Below are 23015 nucleotides of genomic sequence, written 5' to 3'. Positions count from 1 at the left end.
GACTAGCGTACTTGCATGTAAACTGCATCGGAAATTGCCGGAATTTCTGCATAACGCCCGCTTACAGACTGGATGACTGAATATGCAACTGCCCCCACTATGCCAATAAAAATGGTTGTGGATAGAGTTTGGATTGCAAAACCACCAACGGGAATTAGCCCCACAACATCAGTGAGGATGTTAAACAAAAAGATAATGATGTCCAAAAGGATTGCTTGCATGGTGTTGAAACGAATAAAGTGACTAATTTTTTCGTTTCTGACTACCAGCAAAAATAAAGCAAAGAAAATAATCATTCCTGCATAACGCACACCGTAGTAAATTCTCAATAATGGTATAAGCGGCAGAAACAGTAGTTGTAGCGGTGGAAAATCTGTGAACAAATATCTGCCAAATACAAAAACCTCAATTAGAGGAAGCAAATAAGGCAGGCAAGCAAAAATTCGATCTGAAACCGTTGTAGATCCGCGCCAAGACATTATGCGTTCTCCTGTGGTTAAATTTATATAGTTACTTGAGCTTAGGATAACGCAGTTGCCTGGTCTTGCTGGCAAATTAAACTATTCTATATGGGCGATGCGAAAGCCCATGATGCACTCGTACTGGTCTGGTTGCTGTTGAGTAAGTTTGCGAATGACTTGACCACAACGCAGTTTACCCCCACGCCAACGAGGTTGACCGCTTCTGTCAGCGAGTAAACAAGACTGGCAAACTTGCTCAGGGGCAAGGATTTGCTCGTCCATTATAATGACTAGCATCGAATCCCTCCTGTAAATCCTTATTGTCACCCACATTTCACTCAGGTGAGGATAGATACATGCTTAAACCGTTTGAGGTACGTTGGGCGGGTGCTACGCGGTTAAGTTTGTGATTTCCGATGACGCTTTGCATGTACCGGAGGCGATCGCAGAGGACACTTAAAAAGCTACATCCTACCTCTTTGTAGCAAAAATGCGGAAAATCACAATTCACTAACACTTGTCAAGTGAATCTTAATTTTTTATTCTATCGTTCTGTCTATTGTAAGTTGGAAATTTTAGTAAAAAATAATACAAAAATATTTGCGTTAGGAATAAGAATTAAATAACATACAGTTTATGTCCGGGCCTTACCTCACCCTCAATCCCTCTCCTTATAAAGGAGAGGGAAGCTAGAGGTAAGATGAAGTTTTGCATTTTATTTAATCCACATTCCTTAAGGGACTTCCAAGTAAAAAAATATCCCAAAACTGACAAAAAATCTTCTCTATTTCTCTTCTCTCTGCGTTCTCTGCGCCTCCGTGGTTCGTTCACTTGGATAATTTATTTCCTGGAAGTCCCTAAGTTGAGCAGAGATAGCCTTGGCTATGCATTGCATCCCCGTTAATTTAGCGCTGGAGTTAGTCGTAAGTTAATATTCAGGAAGCAACAAAAGCTTTGCACACAAGCAAGATGGCGATATATTGAAAGTCTTTTGACGCGAGTATTTAAATAGCCAAAAGTCAAGTAAGTAAAACTGAGTTAACTAGATAGCCATTTAAGGAGTGCATTTATAAAATACTGGGGTAAACTTGCAAGCAAGTTAATACACAATATTACTCGGCGGCTCGTCGGTCTGGGCATCACTCACAATGGAACACTGGCAATTTCTGATACAGGAACAAGGCGATCGCTCGTGGCATATCCTAGAATCGCCAAATTTTGGAATTTTGGAAGGACAGTATAGAGTTTTGGCTCGTTCTAGTCTTCTTAATACAGACGTAGAAGTGCGAGTAACTCACTCTTCAACCCACGAAATTCAACCAACGCGGCGAATTTTCAAGCGATCGCGTCGCACTAATTCAGAAGGCTTAATGGCGGTAATTCCCTTTACCTATTTTGATGCGGGGATTTGGGAGTTGCGCTGTGGCGGCGATTTGATGTCGGATCTACTCGGTAAATCTTGGCAATACAGTGTCCAAATTAAAGTATTGTCCCAGGAAGAGAAGGCAGAGCAAAGGAAAAAAATAGAATCGAATTTACTCGATCGGCTAGATAGTGTTTCTGAAAACTTGGATACTGTCCCAGCAGAACCCGTAATTAACTTAGATCAAGCGATCGCAGTTTCTACACAATTGGAAATTGTTACAGATGAAGGGAACTTAGATTCTGTCCCAGCAGAACCCGTAATTAACTTCGAGCAAGCGATCGCAGTTTCCGCAGAATTGGAAATTACTACAGTTGTTCCAGATGAAGGGAACTTGGATACTGCCCCAGCAGAACCCGTAATTAACTTAGATCAAGCGATCGCAGTTTCTACAGAACTGGAAATTGCAGTTGTTCCAGATGAAGGGAACTTGGATACTGCCCCAGCAGAACCCGTAATTAACTTAGATCAAGCGATCGCAGTTTCTACAGAATTTGAAATTGCACTTGTTCCAGATGAAGGAAACTTAGATTCTGCCCCAGCAGAACCCGTAATTAACTTAGATCAAGCGATCGCAGTTTCCGCAGAATTGGAAATTGTTCCAGATGAAGGGAACTTGGATACTGCCAAAGCAGAACCTGCAATTAACTTCGAGCAAGCGATCGCAGTTTCCACAGAATTGGCAATTTTTACAGACAGTAACTCTGCTAACACTGTTCTGCAAGATAAAACGGAAGAAGATATAGTTATCGATGAGCCTGTGAGTCCTGTATGGTTCAAAGGTGAAACGGCAGAGCAAATTTTACAAAATTTAATAGATTTAGCTTTACCCACTTCTGAACTGCTTCTGAAAGATGAAGAGGTTACAGATTCTCTAACAACAGAACCACCATTATTGTTAACTTTAGATCGAGATAGTTATATTGCTTGTTGGGGACAAGCTCTTACAATCAATGGGCGCATAGAATTTAAAGACAATACATATTTAGAGCAGGCTGAAACATTATCTGCAAAAAGCCTGCGGATGCTTGAACTAGGAATTGAACTGCGATCGCCCCTAGAATCAAAAATCTTAACCCAGGTACAGCACTTACCGGATCAGGAATTGCCTTTCACCATCAATACCTCAATTGATATTCCTGCTGACTTTGAATCAAAGTTAATATTGGCAGATATCAGTTTGTATGGTCAATTCGCTGATATCGATCAAATCATCCGATTAGCCAGCCAATCCTTCACCATTACAGCAGATGTAACAGAACTACTGGCAATCACAGCCGCAGCAAAACCTAGTACATCCTTAAATGACACCATAACCTCATCGGACTCGCCTGATGCTTTCACAGAGCCAGAGACTACCGTGAGGATCGATTTGAAACTATTCAATCTAGTCAAGATTCCAAAAACAGATCAGTCCCAAATACTCAATCCATCTCCAAATACAGCCCTACCACCACAAATTAACCTGCAAGTTCTGCGAGAAACCACTCTGCGGACATCTAAAAATTCAGGCACTTCGCCTCAATTGCCGAAATTGCCACCTGTTCAAATCGATGTCAACCCTTCCACAGATGTTGTTGCAGAATCCCGTACAGAAGAGGAGCTTCTAGAAAAGGATACTACTATAGCTGCTATCAACTTGGAGCAATTAGTCATCAAGCAACGTCGAATGCCAATACTCGATACCACTTTTCCATACTTGAGACGGGTGCAAGCTTTGCCAGATGACGTAGAAGAAGAAGTAAAAAATAATGTTCCCCCAGATCCATTGGAAGTTCAAGCAGGTGAAGACTTACCGCAGTTGGATGTAATGGTATCTGAAGATGAAAATACACCTCAATTAGTAGTAGATAATGCACCATATCAGGAGGAATTTGTTGCTGAGGTAGAAATTCAACCAAATGCACCATATCAGGAAGAATTTGTTGCTGAGGTAGAAACTCAACCAGATGCACAATTTATTACAACAGGCAACCTTCATTCATCTCCTCTGCTGAGGAAGTGGATGCAGAGTCAAGGATACTCTTTGCCTGAATCTATCAATGAAATAGAACCTCAAGACAAAGATAGCTATGTTCCAGCCCAGAAGACTCAGCTTTTGCTTAGTGCTGGAACCCCCAATGTTGATGTCAACTTACCATTAAACCTGGATGCTGACACAGGGACGCGAGAAGAAGCTCAAGAGTCGGTTTTTGAGCTTGAGAATCTTGAGGAAGAGGCAGACACAGCAAAGGAAGCTGATTTAGAGGCAGTGGAAAATACGGTAGTAGAAAAAGTATCTGAACCAGCACTTTCAACGGCTCTGGTAAGACAACTACCACCTCCCCCTCCTCCGATAAAAGTAAATATAGCTTCAGCTTGGTTGGCGCAAGAAATCGTTGTAGATGATACAGATAGTGAACTGGAAGCCGATGCAACGAATAATTACTCTTTGGAAGAAGAGACGCAACCACTGTTAGGTTTATCCTCTTCTCGCTCCATAACTGCGGGAGCTATTGAGCCTCTGCCAATTCCACAACTACATGTACCAGAAGGCGAACTAATCGCCGACAAATTTATCATTGTGCGCGTAGTACTGCCTGAAGTACCTCCCCAAGTAGTTATAAAGTTATGGGTTGAAGACTGTCAAACTCGCTGGCTACTAGATGGCCCCCATTTATTGACAAATTTACAACATAATGTATTGGGAGAATTGGAAGTAATGACCCAATTAAAGATTCCCTTTGGCTGTTTGGAAATTCGTATAGAAGCGATCGCACTCCATCTGACAACCCTACAAGAAAGCCACAAAGTCACAATAGTACGAACTGTGATTCCTCCAGACTTACCAAACTTGCAGTTAGATGAGCTATTGGGTATGTAATTTAGGGAATTGGGAATTGGGCATTGGGCATTGGGCATTGGGCATTGGGCATTGGTTATTAATTCTTCCCCCTCTCTCCCTACTCCCTACTCCCTACTCCCTACTCCCTGCCCCTGCCCTCCCAAAATGGGCTGTGTTAAAAATATGAAAGAATTTCAAAAATCTGGCAGGATTTGCAGTAAGCTCATTTTGAATTGTAGTGTTATTTAGCAGGAACCTTTATTATGGCAGCTTCCTTTTTGCCTTCTATCTTCGTTCCCATCATTGGTTGGGTTTTGCCAGCTATAACTTTCGCATTTCTGTTTTTATACATTGAAAGCGACGATATCAGCTGATTTAGTCATTAGTCATTAGTCATTAGTCATTTGCGAAAAACAAATGACAAACTATAGAGGACAAATGACTATTAGTCAAAATTAATACCGCCTATCTCATAGAGACAGGCGGTATTTTTTAACGTTGATTTCTCAACAAATGCTAGAAAATGCTAACTTATAGTGTTCGGTTTAAACCAAACTAATGTTAAATCGAAGAACCAAGTCCGGCGTAGGCACCATAAAAGAAAATGCCTAAGACTGTAATTATACCTAAACCTGCGATCGTAGCGACGACCCACAGGGGAATTCTCCCACTTCCAGACACAGCTTCTCTCCTCCCTTAACAACAAATCAACACAGGTTGAATAAACAAAAATTAACAACAGTAGTTCTAGTTAGTTAAAGAAGTAACTAGAAAACAGAATCCCCAGAACGAAAACTAGTAGTAGTCCCAGGTATAGCGAAGTCCGGTTTAGTTCAACCGGCTGATTATTGGGATTAGGCGATCTTTCTGCCATGATTGCTCCTAACGGTGAATAAATTGCATTGCGGCGATCGCGCCTAAAAAGAATACAGTTGGTACACCTAAAGTATGTACTGCCAGCCATCTAACAGTAAAAATTGGATAGGTAACTGGTTGATTGATGTTATTGCCGCTAGTCATGATTTCAAACTACTTTCCAATAAATTGTTCAACTTGTTTTTTAGCTTCAAAACGGTTCTTCACAATTGGCACTTCTTGCCGCGTTGGTGTGAAATACTCATTGGGACGAGGTGTACCAAAAGCATCATAAGCCAGCCCGGTTTGCACAAATAGCCAACCCGCAAGAAACAATGCTGGAATTGTGATGCTGTGAATTACCCAGTAACGAATGCTAGTAATGATGTCCGAAAACGGACGTTCTCCAGTGGTACCTGACATTTAGATCCCTACCTTATACATAGAGTGTTATTGAGTTTATTATCCTACAAAGTTAAGAAAGAGTTACAAGTTGCAAAGTTCTTCTCAGAAATTGGGCATGGGGCATGGGGCATTGGGCATTGGGCATTGTTTATTAATTTATCTCCCTCATCTCCCCACTCCCCACTCCCCATTAAGCTGCTTCAGGATTTGGGAGATATTTGAGCAAAACGCCGCGATCGCCAATTATAAATCCCTGTTCTGGCTGTAAGAACACAATCTTGTACAAATTAGCAGCAACTTCTTCTACCTCACGGTCTTTTTCCCAAGTTTTGCCACCGTCGCCACTCCGTAGCAAATTACCGCTACCGCCACCGATCCAAATTTCATCAGGTGTACGATATGCCAAATCTAGTAAACCCCAACTGGTGGATAACTCTGGATATTTTGCCTTTTGCCATTCTTCAGGTTTAGTCGGATCGCTAAACTGAATTTGACCTCCTCTAGCTAGCAACCACAATTGCCCGTTGTCAGCAAAACCCATATTTTCTACCCGCCGAGAAGTGTTGCGGTTATGGGGAACCCAAGCATCTTGTCCCGGTTCCCAAGTCGAGTAGAAACTACCCTTGGCGGAAACCGCAACATATTTACCATCAGCAGAACGTTCTATGTTACGCACCACACCGACTGCTGATTCCACTTGGGCTTTCCAGTTTTTGCCGCCGTCCGTGGTTTTATATATGGCTCCGACATCAGTAGCCATTTCAGCTGTATTGTCTGCTAGTGCCTTAACTGCGATCGGGCTACCTGGTAGCTTTTCACTCAGGGGAATACGCGACCAAGAAGCACCTTCATCAGTTGTATGCAGTAATAGTCCAGGCTCTCCGGCAATCCAGCCTTCTTTACCTGCAAAGCTTACTGAGTCAAAACGATACTTTTCATCATCCAGTTGCAGAATTATTGGTTTCCAGTTATTACCACCGTCATTGGTTTCCAATAGGGTGGCATTGCTACCTACTAAGTAGCCATGCTCAGGGTTATTAGTAAAAGCAATATCCAATAAATTCGACTCTGTAGGCACAGAAATGACTTTCCAAGGGTTGTAGCTAACAGAAGGAACTTTGCTACAACTGATGCACATGATGACTACTATTAACAAGGCAGCTATTCGTTGCCAACCTTTCAAAATTAAATGCATTAGTATTTCTTAAGTTGTTTCTAAATTTCTGTAGAAGTTGGCAGTCAGGATGGTGTATAATCCTCGGCTTTTGAATTGCTGAACGGCTGTCATTGTAAGCCGTAGAGACTGATAAAAAACAAGAAGCCAAGAGCTAAAGCGCCAAAAATTAAGATATTCTTTTGGGTTGGCGTTAGGTTATTGACACCCAAACCGTAACCGAGATTTTCTTTGAAGCCGGATGCAGTACCTGCTGGGCCGATGTTGGCAAAAGCAGTTTTCTTTGCACTACAAACTGGACAGCGCCAACTTACAGGTAGTTCTGCAAAGAGTATCCCTGAAGGAATATCATGCTTGTCGTCTCCCTTTTCGGGTTCGTAAACATAACCGCAGGCACGACACTCGTAGCGGTCTAACACCGGAGTCTCAACAGCTGGTTCGCTCATGGCTAGGGCCTCGCAAAGGAGAAATCTTAAATATACGTTAAAAATTATGACATAATTGTTTGGCTTTTCTATCACTATCAAAAGCTAATTAAATAGTTGAAGTGTATCTGTTTCCCAGATTTCAGAAAAACCAAACAGATATAATGTAAAAGAAAGTAACGTAATTGAAGGGATTGGGCATGGGGCATTGGGCATTGGGCATGGGAAGAAAACTTCTTTGTTTTTCCACTCCTTAGTCCCTCATCTCTAGTCATCAGTACCAATCTCAAGTCACTACTTAAAATACTCCATAAGCGGTAGATACTCATTGTGTTTGTCCTCAGCGGTTACGAGTACCTTCTAGGCTTCTTCATCATCTGTAGCCTAGTACCTGCCTTAGCGCTCTCAGCTTCCAAGCTTCTACGACCTAGTGGTTACAGCCCAGAACGTCGCACCACTTATGAATCTGGCATGGAACCCATCGGGGGAGCCTGGATTCAGTTCAACATTCGCTACTACATGTTTGCTCTAGTCTTCGTCGTATTTGATGTGGAGACTGTTTTCTTGTATCCTTGGGCGGTAGCTTTCCACCGTTTGGGGCTATTAGCATTTATTGAAGCGCTAGTCTTTATTGCAATTCTTGTAGTCGCTTTAGTTTACGCATGGCGTAAAGGAGCTTTGGAATGGTCTTGAATTCTAATTTAACAACTCAGGACAAAGAGCGAATCATCAACCCTATTGAGCGGACTACAATCACTCAAGACCTTTCAGAAAACGTCATTTTGACGACGGTTGATGACCTCTACGACTGGGCGCGGCTTTCTAGTCTGTGGCCGTTGCTATTTGGTACTGCTTGCTGCTTTATTGAGTTTGCAGCTTTAATTGGCTCCCGATTTGACTTTGACCGTTTTGGGCTAATTCCCCGTTCTAGCCCCCGCCAAGCCGATTTAATTATTACGGCAGGGACTATTACGATGAAGATGGCTCCCCAACTGGTGCGTCTTTATGAACAAATGCCAGAGCCGAAGTATGTAATTGCGATGGGAGCTTGTACAATTACTGGCGGGATGTTCAGTGTTGATTCGCCCACAGCAGTGCGCGGAGTCGATAAACTGATTCCTGTGGATGTCTATTTGCCTGGTTGTCCTCCCCGTCCCGAAGCAATTATCGACGCAATTATTAAACTGCGGAAGAAAATCGCCAATGAATCGATGCAAGAGCGGGATAAAATTAAGCAAACCCACCGTTACTACAGCACAACTCATAATTTGAAGCCAGTAGAGGAAATCTTAACTGGTAAGTATTTGCAGTCAGAAACTCGCTATGCACCACCGAAGGAATTAGCAGAAGCAATTGGTATGCCAATACCACCTGCACTACTGACAGCAAAGGCACAAAAGGAGGAACAAACCCGTGGCTGAAGAAGAATCTAAACCAGTACCAGCAGAGAAAGAAGAGGCATTGGTACAAGCGGGTAAAGTTTCCCAGTGGTTGACGGAAAATGGTTTTGACCATGAATTTCTAGCACCAGACAAAAATGGTGTAGAGATAATTAAGGTGGCGGCAGATTTCTTGCTTCCTACCGCTACAGCCCTTTATGCTTATGGGTTTAATTATCTCCAGTTTCAAGGTGGTGTTGACCTTGGGCCAGGACAAGAATTAGTGAGTGTGTATCACTTGACTAAAGTGGGTGATAATAGCGATCGCCCCGAAGAAGTTCGAGTTAAGGTTTTCTTACCACGAGAAAACCCCGTAGTGCCTTCTCTCTACTGGATTTGGAAGACCGCAGATTGGCAAGAACGCGAATCTTACGATATGTACGGCATTATCTACGAAGGACACCCAAATCTCAAGCGGATTTTGATGCCGGAAGATTGGGTAGGTTGGCCTTTGCGGAAGGATTACATCTCGCCTGATTTCTATGAGTTGCAAGACGCTTATTAAATATTGCTGAGTTTGTAGCAGTGATTAACCCCTTTCCGGTGGCGGAGAGGGGTAGTTTTTTATATAAAGGGGCGCAAAGAAGTTGTCAGTGCGATCGCTCCTCCTACTAAACTAAGTGTCAGTGTGTTGGCATAGCCCACCATCTTGCAGAGAAAGTATCGCTTGTTTTACTTAATTTAAGCGATAAACGGTCAGTAGCCAGATTCATGAATGCTTTAAGGAAATCCGGCAGAAATATATGAAGTTTTGTTACACGATGCGTAATTATTACTAGCCAAGCCGAAATCATCATTATGGGAGTTCACAAGAGCTTTAGAAACCTAATGCTTTCGTGCCCCTCTAGAATCCGTATTCTTAATTCCTTTGTTACTAAAGCGTACTAATCGAAGTCACCTTAGTTTAGTACATGACAAGATCAACTCACACATCTACCAGTCTGCAAGGAGAGCAAAAATCATGGAATCTAAAACAGTTATAGATACTCAAACATTACAGCAATTAGAAGACGAGATTAAGAACGAATTGAGTAACATCCTGAAGAAGTCTAATTTTGGCGAAGTTCTCGAAAAATATGGCATCTTAGGACAAAACATTTTAGAAATTCAGTGTTCACTCGATTTAACTAAAATCGAAGTTAGTGACGCTGCTGATAATCAGCAAGCTAATGATTTTTTGCAATCAATTAAAGAACAAAATACAACGGTGAAAACATTTTCTATCGGCGGATTTTGTAAACCTTGCCCAGTACCTGGCTATCCTAATGGCTGCTGGGTAGCTTAGATATAATTAAACTTCTATCTAGTTATGCTGGTGGGGGAAAGGAAATCAGATAATTTTCACAAGCAATTTTGCAACAGTAAATGATGTAGGGGTGTTTCATTTTTTCAAAGCCTTACTCTCTTTAAGCCTGTTGGGTATAAAAAAAATGAAGCACCTTTAGTAAAAAATGCTATTAAAATTATGGTAGTGTAACCATTATCTACTACCTGGCTATCTTAAAGATTTCTACTGCTAAATAATATTACTTGTCTACCTAACAATAGCTTATCTAGTGAGGTGAGATTGCTAATTTATTCACTTATTAGCTATAGCATTACTATTTGATTTTTGAAAAAATACGTAGGGTGTGTTAGCGACAGCGTAACGCACCAAACCCTCAATAATGGTGCGTTACGAACTGCGTTATAACACACGCTACAATACCTAATTTTATTTAGAAATCAAATATGAGTTGTATAGGTACAGAGTTCGTGTTAAACGATCATTAGTTTTAATAAGTAATCAGAAGTATTTCACGACTTAACCATTATTTATAAAGTGCAAATTTTGTTATGACACAAAACAGCAGCCTTTCATGCTGGCAGTTAGGTCTAATAAGTTCTTTAGCAGTTAGTGGAACATTCGCCTTATCTGAGTATTGTGCTTTGGCACAGATTAAAGAGGATGGCACTCTTGGAATTAACAGTTCAATCGTTACACCCAGACTGATTAATGGTCAGCAGACCGATCAGATCGATGGTGGGGCAATTCATGGTAAAAACTTGTTTCATAGTTTTGAACAGTTTTCTGTTCTCACTGGCAATACAGCCTACTTTAACAATACGGTAAATATTGAGAATGTCATCACTCGCGTAACGGGCAAGTCTATTTCTAATATTGATGGCATCCTTCGAGCTAACGGTACAGCTAACCTCTTTCTAATTAATCCCAACGGGATTATTTTTGGCCCCAATGCTTCTTTAAACATTGGTGGTTCATTTGTAGCAAGTACAGCGAGTAGTCTGAACTTTGCGGATGGGACTAAATTTAGCGCTACAGATCCCCAAACTACAACCCTTTTAACAGTCAGTGTTCCCGTTGGCTTACAATTTGGAGCTACACCAGGAACCATCCGTAATCAATCCCAAGCAAGTCCAGATGGCGCAATCAATGACTTACAAGCGCCTGTTGGTCTACAGGTGCAACCGGGTAAAACATTGGCACTTGTGGGCGGCGATCTTCTGCTGGAGGGAGGAAATTTAACCGCAAAGGGAGGGCGAATAGAGCTAGGAAGTGTTGGTCTTAATAGTCTGGTTCAAATGAAGCAAACAGACCAAGGTTGGGGTCTGGGATACGAAAGTGTAAAGAATTTCCAAGATATCCAACTAATCTCACGAACTGAAATACCTTCTTATGTAGATGCCAGTGGCGAGGGTGGAAGTAATATTCTGCTACAAGGCAGGAACGTGCTACTAACTGGTTCTTCACAGATTTTAGCTAACAGCCTGAGCGCACAACTAGCGGCAAATTTGACGGTTACTGCCTCAGATACTGTAGAACTAATCGGCCCTGGTAGACCTTTGACGGTTGGGACTTTTAGTGGAGGAGACGCTGGAAACTTAACGATCAACACTAGGAAGTTGATTGTAAGCAATGGGGCACAAGTGTTTCTTGATAATTCTGTCTCCAATTCAGTAGCACAATTGACCGTGAACGCTTCAGATTCTGTCGAACTAATAGGTGGTTTCTCCTTTCCAAGCTCTACTTCACCAATTGGTAATTTTATACCTAGCGGATTGTTTAGCATAACTTATGATGTCGGAAATGCTGGTAACATCACAATTAACACTCGAAGGTTAAGTATCCAGGAAGGGGCACGGGTGTCAACAGAGTCTGACGGACAATTTCTATTTTCTGAGAACCAATTTAAACCCGCTACGGGACAAGGAGGGAATTTGACTGTGAACGCCTCCGAGTCTATAGAATTAACTGGAACCTCTCCAAATGGTTCTATACCCAGTAGCTTGTCTGCTTCAACTACAGGTTCTGGATCTGCTGGAGATTTAAATATCACAACGGGGCAATTGATTGTCCGCAATGGGGCTGCAATCAATGTGAGCAGTGAAGCTCGAAAGGATGTCAACTATCAAGAAGGTGTACCCAATTTAGGGAAAGCAGGGGAACTCAATATAAACGCTCGCTCCATACTGCTGGACAAAGGAACACTGACATCTAATAGTGATTCAGGTAAGGGTGGTAATATTAGGCTACAGGTGCAGGACTTATTACTGATGCGCCGTAATAGTCAAATCTCCACTAATGCAGGAGCTAATGGAGATGGCGGTAGAATTACCATCTATGCACCAAAAGGCTTCCTTGTCGCCACTCCCTTTGGAAATAACGATATCACTGCCAACGCAAACTTTGGCTCTGGTGGTAAAATCGCAATCACCGCTAAGAACATTTTTGGTTTTGTGCCACGCAGCCGTACAGACTTAGAGAGGCTATTGAACACTAAAGACCCAGAGCAACTAAAACCAAGTAAGCTTCAAACTAGCGATATCACTGCATTTTCTCAGCAAAATCCTTCATTAAACGGTACAGTCCAAATCAACTCACCAGATGCTGATCCCAGTAAAGGATTAGTAGAATTACCCGTAAATCTGGTTGATGCTTCGCAGAAAATTGCTGCTGGTTGCGATTCTGGTGGGAAAATAGCCAGGAGTTCATTTATTACCACTGGGCGCGGAGGACTAGTAGCCGATCCCACGCAGCCATTGATAGCTGATGATGCGGTGCTAGCAGATTGGATCGCACTAGAGCCAGAGAGTAAAAATCATGCTGTTGGTATTCAGAAAAGAGCGGTTCTTCAGGCGCAGCGAAACACAGAAGAAAAATCACAGAAAGTTAATTATGTCAATGAACCTACTCAAATTGTAGAAGCCCAAGGATGGGTTACAGATGGCAATGGTAACGTTGTTCTGGTTGCTCAAGTACCCACTGCGTCGCCTCATAACTCCTCGCTTACAGCTACATCTTGCGCTACTCATTAGAATTCGAGAATTCCAAAAACTGAAAGATAAACTGCGTAGGCGCAGCCCACCGTAGACATCGCTTATTGCCTATTCGCTAACTCGTCTCCTGAATTTGCAGACGTACAGTGTGTTCAGTCGTACCACTAAGTTGCAATTCCATGATTTCACCACCTAGAGGTTCCAAGCAAGTGAGGAGCGATCGCAAATTGGGCGTACTTGCGCCAGTATCTACATATAATCGATCTGCTAAATTGCCGATTCGTTTCCAAGTCATGTAGAGTTTAGCGATCGTTTGTTCAATCTGCGATGCTTGATTTACTAAATCAGCAGCAATGCTCAAACAGCCGACTCTTTGCGCCTCTTCTAAGGCTGTTTCAATATCAACATTTTCCTGCGTCAGCGCCTGGACTTGAGCGGCCCCTTTGAGATATTTTGCTAAGTTACGCGCTTCGCTAGTTACTTGTTTCAGGGTATCCACATCAGGATTAGCGGCAATTTCCTTCTGGATAAACTTTTGGTGCGATTCTGGTAGTTTTTCCATTTCCTTCACCAGAGGGGCAATGTAACGCGGGGGAAGGGTGTTATCTGCGGCTTTTTCTCTGACTGACTCAGGTAATAAATCTGAGGACATGGCTGTCCATTCATCACTGAGTTGACGCACTTCCCGCCTGGTGATGCGATCGCCTTTTTGGGCTGCTTCACTCACCATTTGTTGCACTTCTGGCGATGCTTTGGAGGTTTCAACAAATGCCCGTTTACTGAAGTTGTTTACAGAACTGGGATCGAGTTTACCGTCTTCTATGAGAGTATCGGCACTATTCGCCAGTTGAATCCAGGCATAAGCTTGACTTTTGCTGATTTCCCGCTCTTTTAGCCATCGCAGAAAACCAGTACCACGTCCGTCACCACCCACTTTTTCTCTGTCGCGGATCGCCCGTAAAATTCGCCCCCGCCAGATTTCAGTTTGCAAATCAAAGCGATCGCATACCTGCCAAGCTATCTCTAGCTGTTGTTGAAAATCTGACTCTAGAATCTGTTCATCTTCTGGATCGGGCAGTTCAAAGCTGATATCGGCTGGCTGTAGTAAAGCAGCAGCAAGGTCGTTGATGGAGTCGGTGTCTTGCACGATTGATGACTAACTAGTGGATGCGATCGGCTTATTATGCCACAATCTGCGGACTCTTACTTAAGAGGGAGTACGGTATTTTGAGTTACAACAAATATAGTAAGAAGGGGTAAACCACTTTTGTAAAGTCTTTAATTAATCAGAGAGAATAAAAATAAAACGATGAACCAGGTAGACTACCTCCGCATTAGCTTAATCGATCGCTGCAATTTTCGTTGTCAATACTGTATGCCAGAGGGAGTAGAACTTGATTATATTCTCAAGCAACAGCTATTAACTGATGAGGAGTTACTCACCTTAATTCAAGAGGTATTTATTCCAGTCGGCTTTACCCGATTTCGTTTGACTGGAGGTGAACCCTTATTGCGTCCGAGGGTGGTAGATTTGGTAGGTGCGATCGCATCTTTTCCCCAAACTCAAGACATTTCAATGACCACCAACGGTTTTTTGCTGGCTCCGATGGCACAAAACCTCTACAATGCTGGTCTGCGAAGAATTAATATTAGTCTGGACTCTCTCGATCCCGATATTTTCGATCAAATTATCGGTAATCAGGGACGTTCTCGTTGGCAACAAGTTTGGCAGGGTATTCAAGCTGCCCATCACGTTGGATTCGACCCTTTGAAGCTGAATGTGGTGGTGATTCCTGGTGTTAATGACCACGAAATTCTAGATTTAGCAGCCCTGACAATTGATAAACAGTGGCATGTTCGATTTATTGAATTCATGCCTATTGGTAATGTAGATTTATTTGGCGATCGCGGTTGGGTATCTTCAGCCGATTTACGGCAACAAATCCGCGATCGCTGGGGCTTGACAGAATCACAAGTTCGTGGTGCTGGCCCGGCTGATGTCTTTCAAATTCCTGGTGCGAAGGGGACACTAGGATTTATTAGTCAAATGTCAGAATGTTTTTGCGATCGTTGTAACCGGATGCGCCTGAGTGCAGATGGCTGGCTGCGTCCCTGTTTATTAAATGAAACTGGTCAAATAGATTTAAAAACGGCTTTCCGTTCTGGTGTCAGCACCGCTCAATTACAAGAGCAGGTGAAACATTTACTCGCAATTAAGCCCGAAATTAACTTTAAAGGGCGTGATTCTGGCAATTTAGGTACATACACCCGCACCATGTCGCAAATTGGTGGTTAGTAATTGGTCATTTGTCCCTTGCAAATAACTAAGGACAAATGACTAAGGACAAATGACAATTATGCTTGTCGTGAGTAGTATTCCACCACAAGTAGTTCATTAACTTGTAATGCCACCCATTCGCGCTCAATAACGCTGTTGACTTTACCAACCAACTTAGCTTTGTCAAACTCCAAATGACTGGGGAGGTTCGCCAAACCAGGATATTGCAAGTTAGCTTCCACCAACTTCCGTGATTGTGCGCGATCCCTGACTGCAATTACTTCACCAGGACGGCATTGGTAGCTGGCAATATTCACGACGCGACCGTTAACAGTTACGTGACCGTGATTTACTAGTTGACGAGCGGCTGGGATAGTGGGGGCTATACCCAAGCGGAAAACGGTATTATCCAAGCGCATTTCTAGCAATTGCAGCAATACTTGTCCGGTAGAACCAGTAACACGTCTGGCTTTTCGCACATAGCGGAGCAATTGTTTTTCAGTCAAACCGTAGTTGAAGCGGAGCTTTTGCTTTTCTTCTAGACGGATGGCATACTCAGAACGTTTTTTACGGTTCTGACCATGCATACCAGGTGGGTAAGCGCGTCTAGCGCTTTTACGAGTCAATCCTGGTAGGTCGCCTAAGCGACGGACAATTCTGAGGCGGGGCCCTCTATATCGGGACATGAGTTTCCTTAATCTAATCCTGTTTAAACTTTACCGAAACATTCCATTTTGACACTCCCCTAATTTTTAATCAGGGGATTCTTGGTTTTTTGAAGCTGCTTACCGAGGTAAGACGTATCTCACCAAGGTAGACGCATCGATTTTTGCGCCAGTTGCTTTTAATCGGTAAACCCGACAAACTAGCCTCCAAGCCTGAATTCCGACCTGTCACGCCGTACTCCTGCCCATAAGTTTTTTGTGTTTATTTAGTTTCGTAGGCTACTCAATCATCAGATTGGTTTACGCAGTATTCTTACTCTGAAATACTTTTTGCGTTGCCTACTTATCTTTCAAACAGTTATAGTAACACAATTTCCGGCAGAATCAATTATGTCTATACCTTGCTGACGCTGAAATTCTTGAATTACAGAGGATTTTTAAAATATTTGAGTTAGCATAACCTTGGGTGTTTGGAGAATGGCAATGTTAATGAGCAATAAAGCGGTTAATAGAGGTATGAACAAACAAGCCAGTTCCACCTCCAGGAATTTCATGGTACCAGTTTTGGCTATAGCTGGATTGTTGACAACGATCTTACCTAATCCAGCGATCGCTGCTGCCTACAACAATGATTATAGTGTGTGTGCAGGTCGTCTCCTCAAAGCGGGCGTAACGGCAGAAGCCGCTTCACTTGGTTGTGCAGCAGCACTGCGTCCAAGGGATTTGGCTGCTTGCGTGGTTAAAATTAAAAAGGATACCCAAATTGCCGCAACAGATGCGCTTTCTTCTTGTGGGAAAGCCCGGCGACCTGAAGAGTTAGCTACCTGTGTAGTTGGTGTTAGCTTAAGTACTAAGGAAGAAGCTAATCCGGCAGTTTTAAATTACTGTGGACGTAGTTTGTTACCCGTGCGCTTCGGGCAGTGTGTGGTAGGGTTGCGTAGTCAAATCGATGTTCCCCCTCTTCAAGCATTAGATACTTGTATCAGTGCTGATGATAGTGTTATCGGTGCTTCATCTTCAACACCGCCGACCGTAATTCCTGCGGGATCAAGTCCAAGTACCGACACCATACCATTTCCAACGCAACCGACTATTCCAGCGCAACCCCGCGCTAATTAAATTACAGTGCTTTGTAATTGACTAAGAATACAGGTTAATTAGTAGGGTAGGTGTTTCAATGCCACCCTACTATAATCTCAGCAAGTTGTTGCTGCTCTAAGTAAGTCGGTGAGAATAAATCAAATTATATTAAATAAAATTAGCTCGTAGTAAGGACTTTAGTCCTAAGAAAAGGGCTAAAGTCCTTACTACAAACATTTAATTCCACAAAATATATCTATAGATAGATGTAAATTTTTAAGATTAGTAGGGCTAAATTTTTAACATAATAACAATACAAAAGTCACAAGCAGTTTTGTGACTTTTATACTAACAATACAGTATTAAAATGTAAGTAGAGCAATCATCCCCCTACTTTCAAGCAAGGGACAAAAGCGGCTAAAAGCTTATAAAGTAAGCTTTTTGAGTCTTGCGTAGTGTTACTAGTCTTTTTTCTCACCAAAAACTGTCTGTAAAACAACCGCAATACCACCGTCTTGATGATATTTATCTGCCCAAGCCCGGATAACTTCATCCAATTCTTCCATAGCCTGCTCCATCTTTTCTGGGAGGATATCGAGTTCTTCCAGTAAGCGCATGGCATTTCGCCGGCGTTCTGCCCAATTTTTCATCATGCGGAAATACCGAGCAGTATCTTCTACCATGATGTAGGTACGTTCTTGATCGTCTGCTGGAGCATAAAAAGGACGAGTAAGTGCATAGAAGGGCATTCCCCAAGGAGAATCTATGCGTGTTACCGTTCCTGAGTAGAGTAAACGGCGCTTGATATGCTCACCCAAAGCTTCACTCAAAGGCATTTGGTGTTCGGTTGGCAATTCTTCTTGCGATCGCCTATGCAAAAACTCAATCAAATCCAGAAACTCAAAAGAGCTAACTAACTGGGCATCTGGTAAGTTACTTGGCAGTTTCTGCTCAATTTGTCTTTTTTCTTCACTTGTCAAACTCGTACCAGGAACGCGCGATCGCCCCGGTTGCCAAGGATACTTTTCTAGCCAGACGTAAGGCAATTGAATCAAATAGCGAGGTTCTTGAGAACCCAACATTTTTAACAGTTTGCCTTCTGTTAGCGCCTGTCTGACTTCTTCTACAATAATTTTTACGCGTTTTGGCTCTAGGTGGTGCAAATGCCCTGTCATTCGCAGGTTTTGCCCCTGCTCTAGATAGGTCATGTAAATTGCACACTTTGCTGCTGTTGCGGCTGCGTCTAAAAATGCCCCATGCCTGTGCCCACTCGTCCGCATGGCACTAAAAGCCAGATAAAGCATGATCTGATCCATCGCACTGGGGTCAAGACGTTTGATCAGATCTATGTCGTTACTCATATTACAGACTATTGAATAGCACGTTTACAAAGTTTTAATCGAGTGAGAATAGGTAGTTATACACCTGGCTGAAGGAGGTTTTTTCACTTCAGATTATATTAGTATGCGATAACCATAAAATTGGTGGTAGCCCAAACTACCATTTTCGCATATTTTCTAGTACACAGTCAGATTTAGTTGTTGTTTACAATAACTGTCTCTGCATCTGACTGAAAAGTTACACATATCACCAAATCCACCTTGACGGCGGTCTACCTCCCAAAACTTAACTGTGTTCCAAATAATCTACAAAAGCTTTTAACTTCTCTGGGATTATTCTCATCTTTGAAGAGCAACAACGTCAAACTGCTTATACCTAATTATGGCACTATGCCGACTGGGAGGAAAAACTAGTTTTCGTGGTTCATCTGGGGTATTTGTTACTCGAAAAAGATGGTTTTTATTCAGCTTTTGTGAATTATTTGTAGTACACAGGTGGCACAGATTGTTGGGGGTAATCTCAAAAAAACCGCTTACCAGGTGTAGGAGTATTCAGAGGTTGAGCCATACGGCTCGTTGTGAACTATCATTTTGTTCACAACCTCCTGTGATGTCTCGGCATTATAAGCCGTTGGCTTGAGGGAAGATCGTAGACATCAAGTAGAGCAGTTAATTCCAATTTCAAAGTACCTATTGTTCTTTCAAACATCGCTTTTCATCATACCATTGTTTTTTGCTTTCGGAATAAAATTATGTATTTTAAAGTTTAGAAAGGATGGGTATTTACATATTTTCTATTCTGACTAAATCAAGGTTTGATGATATTTCTATTTCGAGTCTTAAACTAAGTCTGATTTATCTTTTTGTGTTGATGATTTGACACAGAAAGCTGCGATTGATTCAGTCTGAATCGCATAGCTATCATGCTTTGTTGCTCGTGCTAATCAACGAAGAATTAGTGAATTGGCATACATATAATAAAACATATTGGATTCCATCTGATGATTATTTAGAGATTGTTTTTCAATGAAATTATATTTTTTTCATGAAATATTTTTAAAATTTCATGATTTCACTAATTCATCGCGGGCTTGAAAGTATATTTTGACATCGCTGTTTTATATACTTGAGAGACTGGAATTGCGTAGATAGTGGCTTAATAAAAAAAGACGATAATCCGCAGCAGGCTACGATATAAGCTTCTTTCTCTAAGCATCTGCGCGATACCTACGGTGGGCTACGCTTACGCAGACTAAGTTGACTAGTACACAAAGGCATTAATAAAGATACCATCTCGCCAGCCTCAAAAACACAGAAATGAGGGATTTGGAATTTTGCATTACCCACAGGGGTTATCGTAGGATCGCGGCATATATGCATGTACCTGAAAAAACAGGTTACTCTCAACCCTTCTACTACTTCTTCATCTCCTAGTTCCAAAATGTGCTGCAATGGTCTTAACTCCTTGCAAATCTTCTCTTTGAGCAAATACTCGCGCTCAATTGCTTGAGTCAGTACTACTCGTACTGCTTATATATACGTGTTTTCCCTATCTGTATCAGGCTAAATCCCTAAAAATATATTACAAGGCAAGTTATAGCGGTGAGGTACAAGAACCCCACCCCCAACCCCCTCTCCGCAAGCGATGAGGGGGCTACGATCTACTTCATGTAATTAGGAAACGCTATATTCTGATTACTATTGGCTTCAGGTAGGGGCAATTCATGAATTGTCCCTACCGTGTGTAGTTGCGTAAGTCGTAATTAAGTGTTATCTGCACCTATACCAGAGTCCTAAATTAACCATGAAAATTTAAGATCCCCGACTTCTTTAAGAAGTCGGGGATCTTTGATTTAGATAAATTCCAACTGGGCAAATTAGTGTCAGGATTGATGCCGAGAGCGATCGCAGGTAAATTAGCAGCCACTACACCTAAACTAATTGAACTCGCCATTTAATTCGTGTTACTGGAGGCTTTAGCCTGATTTCGCATTGTTTCCAGACTGAAAGCAGCTGCACCAAAGGTTACTAATAACACTCCCATAATTTGCACAATATCTAAATTTTCTTGAATGATTAAGCCAGCGAAAATCACTGTTAAAACTGGGATGCTACCACCGATAATTGCCGATCGCGAAGCACCTAGTTTACTGATACCAACATTGTTAAGTAAATAACCGGCAAGAGTCAGCACACCCAAGATAAATGCGCTTAAAACCAGTTCTAGCATCTTAGATTGGTCAAAAACTATCAAGTTCCAATTGCTTGGTAAAGGTAGCATCAAGCAAATAAAACTCAACAGCAACATGGTAGCGAAGTTAATTAAAGTAAAAGTCACGGGATGGAGCTTGCTAGCACATACCCGTGTCAGAATTATGTAGGCAGCAAAAGCTATGCCCGAAAGAATGGCGGTGCTGCTTCCTAGTGAAGGATTACCCATACTGGTGTTGGGAGAACCCCCTAAAACCAACAATTCACCACAGCAAATGGCGGCGATCGCAGCGAAGCGGAATGTGCTGGGGCGATCGCGGAACAGAAACCACGACAATAACCCACTAACCATCGGGTAGATAAAGAACAGTGCGATCGCCATTCCAGTTGTGACTTGAGCGATCGCAATATAGATTAGCACCTGAGACAAAAACAAAAAGCAGCCACTCACAACCGACAACAGCAAAATCCGCTTGGTAGCTTTATTAGTAGCTGTGGGATTTCCTCGCACTGAAGCAGCCAAATTTTCTAAGTCTTGCCATAGTGTTGGATGCAATATGGGAGATAACAATACCATCAGTGGTACTACTACCATAAACCGGAGCGTCAAAATTAACAGAGTATTACCCAAAGTCGGCGGTAGCAAGCGTTCTACATCTACTACTCCAAAAATTTGGGAACCTTCATGAAAAATTACCTTGATGGCTATGTTGTAAAGTGACGATATCACTGCCGATGAGACAATCAACAACAAACCTATTTGCAGCTGCGATGAGCCGGAGGAGTTACGCGATCGCGATTCTGGGGTTTTTGCTTCCAACTGCGGCTCTAGCGCAGTCGAAGGTGGGGATTTCGGTTTGCTGTGCGACAGCCTGCGGAGAACAGAAGCTGGTTCAGCAGCATTTCTTCTGCGTAAAGCTTGAGGTTGTATTACTTCCGGCTGTGGCACAGATACAATAGGAGGCTCTGATGTAGTTTCGCTTTCTGACAAATCCTTATTGAGGACAGAAATGGGTTCAGTAGCGTTTTCCTTTGGTGGTACAGGAAGCTCTGATGTTTTTTCCCTTTCCGACAAGTCTTTGCTGGGGACAGAAATCGGATTAGCGGCACTTTCTCTAACAATGGGAGGCTCTGATGTTGTTTCCCTTTCCGACAAGTCATTGCTAGGGAGAGAAATCGGGTTAGCGGCGCTTTCTCTAACAATGGGAGGCTCTGATGTTATTTCTCTTTCCAACAAGTCCTTGATGGAAACAGAAATTGTGTTCGCGGTGTTTTCTCTAACAACGGGAGGCTCTAATGTGGTTTCTCTTTCTTCTAAAAATTGATTCGGGATCGCGGAAATTGGCTCAGAGGAATTTCTTACTACTTCGCTAAAGGTTGGCAGGGATGTCTCAGAAGAATTGTTTTTTTCTGGCTCAGTAAACTGTATAACAGTAGGCGTACCTGCTGCTGGTTTGCGTGAAGCTTCTTCTATAGTTTTTTCTAGTTCTCCATGCAGGCGGTTAACAAACTCCGCCAAAATCGTTTCCCCCTGCTGCTGCTGGCTATACATCCGTGACAACTGTTGGGAAAGATTACTTTGATAGTTTTTTAGCTCCTGCTGTAGCGAGTTAAAAGTAACAGTAACGGTATCATCTAAGCTGTCAAACATGTGTTCGACTTTTTCATTTATTTCACCTACTACACTGCTGCTCACTTCAGCAGACTTTAGCGCAGCTTGTTCGTAAGACTTACCCTCTACGGTTTGGTTAGCTAAAGTTGCCAGAGAGGATTGCAGTTGTGAAGATATATGTTTTGCCAGAACTTCTGCCAGTTGCCGAATTAAGACTTGTTGCTCAGTAATTTGGCGCACTTGTTGCAAATGCTCTTTTTCCTCTACCAAGCTTTGAATCTCATCGGATAACCGATTTTTTTCTGACTGAAGCCGCTTTACGTCTTCCTGCAACGCTCTAAGAACGTTCTGCTGAAGATTTTCTAAGTCTTCAACTACAGCCCAAAGAGCATTTTCTGCTGCTCTAGATAGCTCACCTCTGACTCTAGGGTTTTCTGGTTGCTTCTCGAATCGCCCCATTAGCTTCTAACCTCTAACATCTTGACGATAAAGCTGCTTCCTGTACGCTTTATTGGCGCTCATCCTAATTTCCTGTATTTTGTCAG

The 23015-nt window shown here is 42.4% G+C and carries 23 protein-coding genes; 9 read left to right on the top strand and 14 right to left on the bottom strand.

Annotated features, from left to right (window positions below):
* Positions 1 to 2: 2 nt before the first annotated feature.
* Entirely contained in the window at positions 3 to 479 is a 477-nt protein-coding gene (locus V7K98_RS06300) for a Tic20 family protein (RefSeq protein WP_335019960.1), read from the bottom strand.
* Positions 480 to 560: 81 nt separating this feature from the next.
* Positions 561 to 758, bottom strand: coding sequence for a hypothetical protein (locus V7K98_RS06295; protein WP_335019959.1), 198 nt, complete (start codon positions 756 to 758; stop codon positions 561 to 563).
* An 851-nt stretch (positions 759 to 1609) separates the two neighbouring features.
* On the opposite strand from V7K98_RS06295, the gene V7K98_RS06290 reads away from it, so the two are divergent.
* On the top strand, positions 1610 to 4747 hold the full coding sequence (locus V7K98_RS06290) for a hypothetical protein (RefSeq protein WP_335019958.1): 3138 nt from the start codon (positions 1610 to 1612) through the stop codon (positions 4745 to 4747).
* A gap of 224 nt (positions 4748 to 4971) precedes the next feature.
* The gene (locus tag V7K98_RS06285) at positions 4972 to 5082 is read left to right on the top strand and encodes a photosystem I reaction center subunit VIII (RefSeq protein ID WP_084227157.1); all 111 of its coding nucleotides are present in this window, start codon (positions 4972 to 4974) and stop codon (positions 5080 to 5082) included.
* A 187-nt stretch (positions 5083 to 5269) separates the two neighbouring features.
* Here the strand turns inward: V7K98_RS06285 and V7K98_RS06280 are convergent, their stop codons facing one another.
* From V7K98_RS06280 to V7K98_RS06250, 7 genes are all read right to left on the bottom strand, one after another.
* Entirely contained in the window at positions 5270 to 5389 is a 120-nt protein-coding gene (locus V7K98_RS06280) for a photosystem II reaction center protein J (RefSeq protein WP_012411803.1), read from the bottom strand.
* 70 nt (positions 5390 to 5459) lie between these two features.
* Complete coding sequence (locus tag V7K98_RS06275; protein ID WP_094332364.1) at positions 5460 to 5582, bottom strand: photosystem II reaction center protein L; 123 nt, start codon at positions 5580 to 5582, stop codon at positions 5460 to 5462.
* An 8-nt stretch (positions 5583 to 5590) separates the two neighbouring features.
* Positions 5591 to 5728: a cytochrome b559 subunit beta gene (gene psbF, locus V7K98_RS06270; RefSeq protein WP_012411801.1), complete on the bottom strand. Its 138-nt coding sequence runs from the start codon at positions 5726 to 5728 to the stop codon at positions 5591 to 5593.
* A 9-nt stretch (positions 5729 to 5737) separates the two neighbouring features.
* Positions 5738 to 5986: a cytochrome b559 subunit alpha gene (gene psbE / locus V7K98_RS06265; protein WP_335019957.1), complete on the bottom strand. Its 249-nt coding sequence runs from the start codon at positions 5984 to 5986 to the stop codon at positions 5738 to 5740.
* Between the two features lie 44 nt (positions 5987 to 6030).
* Positions 6031 to 6159 carry a hypothetical protein gene (locus V7K98_RS06260; RefSeq protein WP_335019956.1) on the bottom strand — a complete coding sequence of 43 codons (129 nt, stop codon included), beginning with the start codon at positions 6157 to 6159 and terminating at the stop codon, positions 6031 to 6033.
* A complete protein-coding gene (locus tag V7K98_RS06255; RefSeq protein ID WP_335019955.1) occupies positions 6159 to 7163 on the bottom strand; it encodes a photosynthesis system II assembly factor Ycf48 in 1005 nt (334 codons plus the stop codon). The genes V7K98_RS06260 and V7K98_RS06255 overlap by 1 nt, the downstream gene beginning before the upstream one ends.
* An 89-nt stretch (positions 7164 to 7252) precedes the next feature.
* Positions 7253 to 7588, bottom strand: a complete 336-nt coding sequence (locus V7K98_RS06250; protein ID WP_335019954.1) for a rubredoxin — start codon at positions 7586 to 7588, stop codon at positions 7253 to 7255.
* A gap of 309 nt (positions 7589 to 7897) precedes the next feature.
* On the opposite strand from V7K98_RS06250, the gene ndhC reads away from it, so the two are divergent.
* The 5 genes from ndhC (at position 7898) to V7K98_RS06225 (ending at position 13323) form a co-directional block, all read left to right on the top strand.
* Positions 7898 to 8260, top strand: a complete 363-nt coding sequence (ndhC, locus tag V7K98_RS06245) for a photosynthetic/respiratory NAD(P)H-quinone oxidoreductase subunit C (protein ID WP_094333328.1) — start codon at positions 7898 to 7900, stop codon at positions 8258 to 8260.
* The gene (gene ndhK / locus V7K98_RS06240) at positions 8251 to 8988 is read left to right on the top strand and encodes a photosynthetic/respiratory NAD(P)H-quinone oxidoreductase subunit K (protein ID WP_335019953.1); all 738 of its coding nucleotides are present in this window, start codon (positions 8251 to 8253) and stop codon (positions 8986 to 8988) included. Before ndhC ends, ndhK begins: the two co-directional genes overlap by 10 nt.
* Positions 8981 to 9511: an NAD(P)H-quinone oxidoreductase subunit J gene (locus V7K98_RS06235; protein WP_335019952.1), complete on the top strand. Its 531-nt coding sequence runs from the start codon at positions 8981 to 8983 to the stop codon at positions 9509 to 9511. Before ndhK ends, V7K98_RS06235 begins: the two co-directional genes overlap by 8 nt.
* Positions 9512 to 9967: 456 nt before the next feature.
* Positions 9968 to 10291: a hypothetical protein gene (locus V7K98_RS06230; protein ID WP_335019951.1), complete on the top strand. Its 324-nt coding sequence runs from the start codon at positions 9968 to 9970 to the stop codon at positions 10289 to 10291.
* A gap of 551 nt (positions 10292 to 10842) precedes the next feature.
* Positions 10843 to 13323: an S-layer family protein gene (locus tag V7K98_RS06225; protein WP_335019950.1), complete on the top strand. Its 2481-nt coding sequence runs from the start codon at positions 10843 to 10845 to the stop codon at positions 13321 to 13323.
* Positions 13324 to 13399: 76 nt separating this feature from the next.
* On the opposite strand, the gene V7K98_RS06220 is transcribed toward V7K98_RS06225, so the two are convergent.
* The gene (locus V7K98_RS06220) at positions 13400 to 14431 is read right to left on the bottom strand and encodes a hypothetical protein (RefSeq protein ID WP_334858759.1); all 1032 of its coding nucleotides are present in this window, start codon (positions 14429 to 14431) and stop codon (positions 13400 to 13402) included.
* A gap of 162 nt (positions 14432 to 14593) precedes the next feature.
* On the opposite strand from V7K98_RS06220, the gene moaA reads away from it, so the two are divergent.
* Positions 14594 to 15580, top strand: coding sequence for a GTP 3',8-cyclase MoaA (gene moaA, locus V7K98_RS06215; protein ID WP_335019949.1), 987 nt, complete (start codon positions 14594 to 14596; stop codon positions 15578 to 15580).
* A gap of 59 nt (positions 15581 to 15639) precedes the next feature.
* Here moaA and rpsD read toward each other — a convergent pair whose 3' ends face one another.
* Complete coding sequence (gene rpsD / locus V7K98_RS06210) at positions 15640 to 16248, bottom strand: 30S ribosomal protein S4 (protein ID WP_094332004.1); 609 nt, start codon at positions 16246 to 16248, stop codon at positions 15640 to 15642.
* Between the two features lie 462 nt (positions 16249 to 16710).
* On the opposite strand from rpsD, the gene V7K98_RS06205 reads away from it, so the two are divergent.
* Positions 16711 to 17346: a hypothetical protein gene (locus V7K98_RS06205; RefSeq protein ID WP_442940397.1), complete on the top strand. Its 636-nt coding sequence runs from the start codon at positions 16711 to 16713 to the stop codon at positions 17344 to 17346.
* Between the two features lie 422 nt (positions 17347 to 17768).
* Here V7K98_RS06205 and hetR read toward each other — a convergent pair whose 3' ends face one another.
* The 3 genes from hetR to V7K98_RS06190 all read right to left on the bottom strand — a co-directional run bounded on the left by hetR (position 17769) and on the right by V7K98_RS06190 (position 22929).
* Positions 17769 to 18668: a heterocyst differentiation master regulator HetR gene (gene hetR, locus V7K98_RS06200; RefSeq protein WP_335019947.1), complete on the bottom strand. Its 900-nt coding sequence runs from the start codon at positions 18666 to 18668 to the stop codon at positions 17769 to 17771.
* Between the two features lie 1777 nt (positions 18669 to 20445).
* The gene (locus V7K98_RS06195) at positions 20446 to 20601 is read right to left on the bottom strand and encodes a hypothetical protein (RefSeq protein ID WP_335019946.1); all 156 of its coding nucleotides are present in this window, start codon (positions 20599 to 20601) and stop codon (positions 20446 to 20448) included.
* Positions 20602 to 22929: an EamA family transporter gene (locus V7K98_RS06190; RefSeq protein ID WP_335019945.1), complete on the bottom strand. Its 2328-nt coding sequence runs from the start codon at positions 22927 to 22929 to the stop codon at positions 20602 to 20604. It abuts the gene before it with no gap.
* Between the last annotated feature and the right edge of the window lie 86 nt (positions 22930 to 23015).

The organism is Nostoc sp. (assembly GCF_036917435.1).
Lineage (GTDB): Bacteria > Cyanobacteriota > Cyanobacteriia > Cyanobacteriales > Nostocaceae > Nostoc.
Note: the sequence above shows the minus strand (reverse complement) of the source record. Positions and strands in the feature narration are given on the sequence as shown.

Coding starts and splice junctions, on each gene's coding strand:
- hetR (WP_335019947.1), bottom strand. CDS start 18,668: ATGAGTAACGACATAGATCTGATCAAACGTCTTGACCCCAGTGCGATG.
- V7K98_RS06295 (WP_335019959.1), bottom strand. CDS start 758: ATGCTAGTCATTATAATGGACGAGCAAATCCTTGCCCCTGAGCAAGTT.
- V7K98_RS06205 (WP_442940397.1), top strand. CDS start 16,711: ATGTTAATGAGCAATAAAGCGGTTAATAGAGGTATGAACAAACAAGCC.
- rpsD (WP_094332004.1), bottom strand. CDS start 16,248: ATGTCCCGATATAGAGGGCCCCGCCTCAGAATTGTCCGTCGCTTAGGC.
- V7K98_RS06255 (WP_335019955.1), bottom strand. CDS start 7,163: ATGCATTTAATTTTGAAAGGTTGGCAACGAATAGCTGCCTTGTTAATA.
- V7K98_RS06275 (WP_094332364.1), bottom strand. CDS start 5,582: ATGGCAGAAAGATCGCCTAATCCCAATAATCAGCCGGTTGAACTAAAC.
- V7K98_RS06260 (WP_335019956.1), bottom strand. CDS start 6,159: ATGGGGAGTGGGGAGTGGGGAGATGAGGGAGATAAATTAATAAACAAT.
- psbE (WP_335019957.1), bottom strand. CDS start 5,986: ATGTCAGGTACCACTGGAGAACGTCCGTTTTCGGACATCATTACTAGC.
- psbF (WP_012411801.1), bottom strand. CDS start 5,728: ATGACTAGCGGCAATAACATCAATCAACCAGTTACCTATCCAATTTTT.
- V7K98_RS06250 (WP_335019954.1), bottom strand. CDS start 7,588: ATGAGCGAACCAGCTGTTGAGACTCCGGTGTTAGACCGCTACGAGTGT.
- ndhK (WP_335019953.1), top strand. CDS start 8,251: ATGGTCTTGAATTCTAATTTAACAACTCAGGACAAAGAGCGAATCATC.
- V7K98_RS06285 (WP_084227157.1), top strand. CDS start 4,972: ATGGCAGCTTCCTTTTTGCCTTCTATCTTCGTTCCCATCATTGGTTGG.
- V7K98_RS06230 (WP_335019951.1), top strand. CDS start 9,968: ATGGAATCTAAAACAGTTATAGATACTCAAACATTACAGCAATTAGAA.
- moaA (WP_335019949.1), top strand. CDS start 14,594: ATGAACCAGGTAGACTACCTCCGCATTAGCTTAATCGATCGCTGCAAT.
- V7K98_RS06300 (WP_335019960.1), bottom strand. CDS start 479: ATGTCTTGGCGCGGATCTACAACGGTTTCAGATCGAATTTTTGCTTGC.
- V7K98_RS06195 (WP_335019946.1), bottom strand. CDS start 20,601: ATGGCGAGTTCAATTAGTTTAGGTGTAGTGGCTGCTAATTTACCTGCG.
- V7K98_RS06225 (WP_335019950.1), top strand. CDS start 10,843: ATGACACAAAACAGCAGCCTTTCATGCTGGCAGTTAGGTCTAATAAGT.
- V7K98_RS06290 (WP_335019958.1), top strand. CDS start 1,610: ATGGAACACTGGCAATTTCTGATACAGGAACAAGGCGATCGCTCGTGG.
- V7K98_RS06190 (WP_335019945.1), bottom strand. CDS start 22,929: ATGGGGCGATTCGAGAAGCAACCAGAAAACCCTAGAGTCAGAGGTGAG.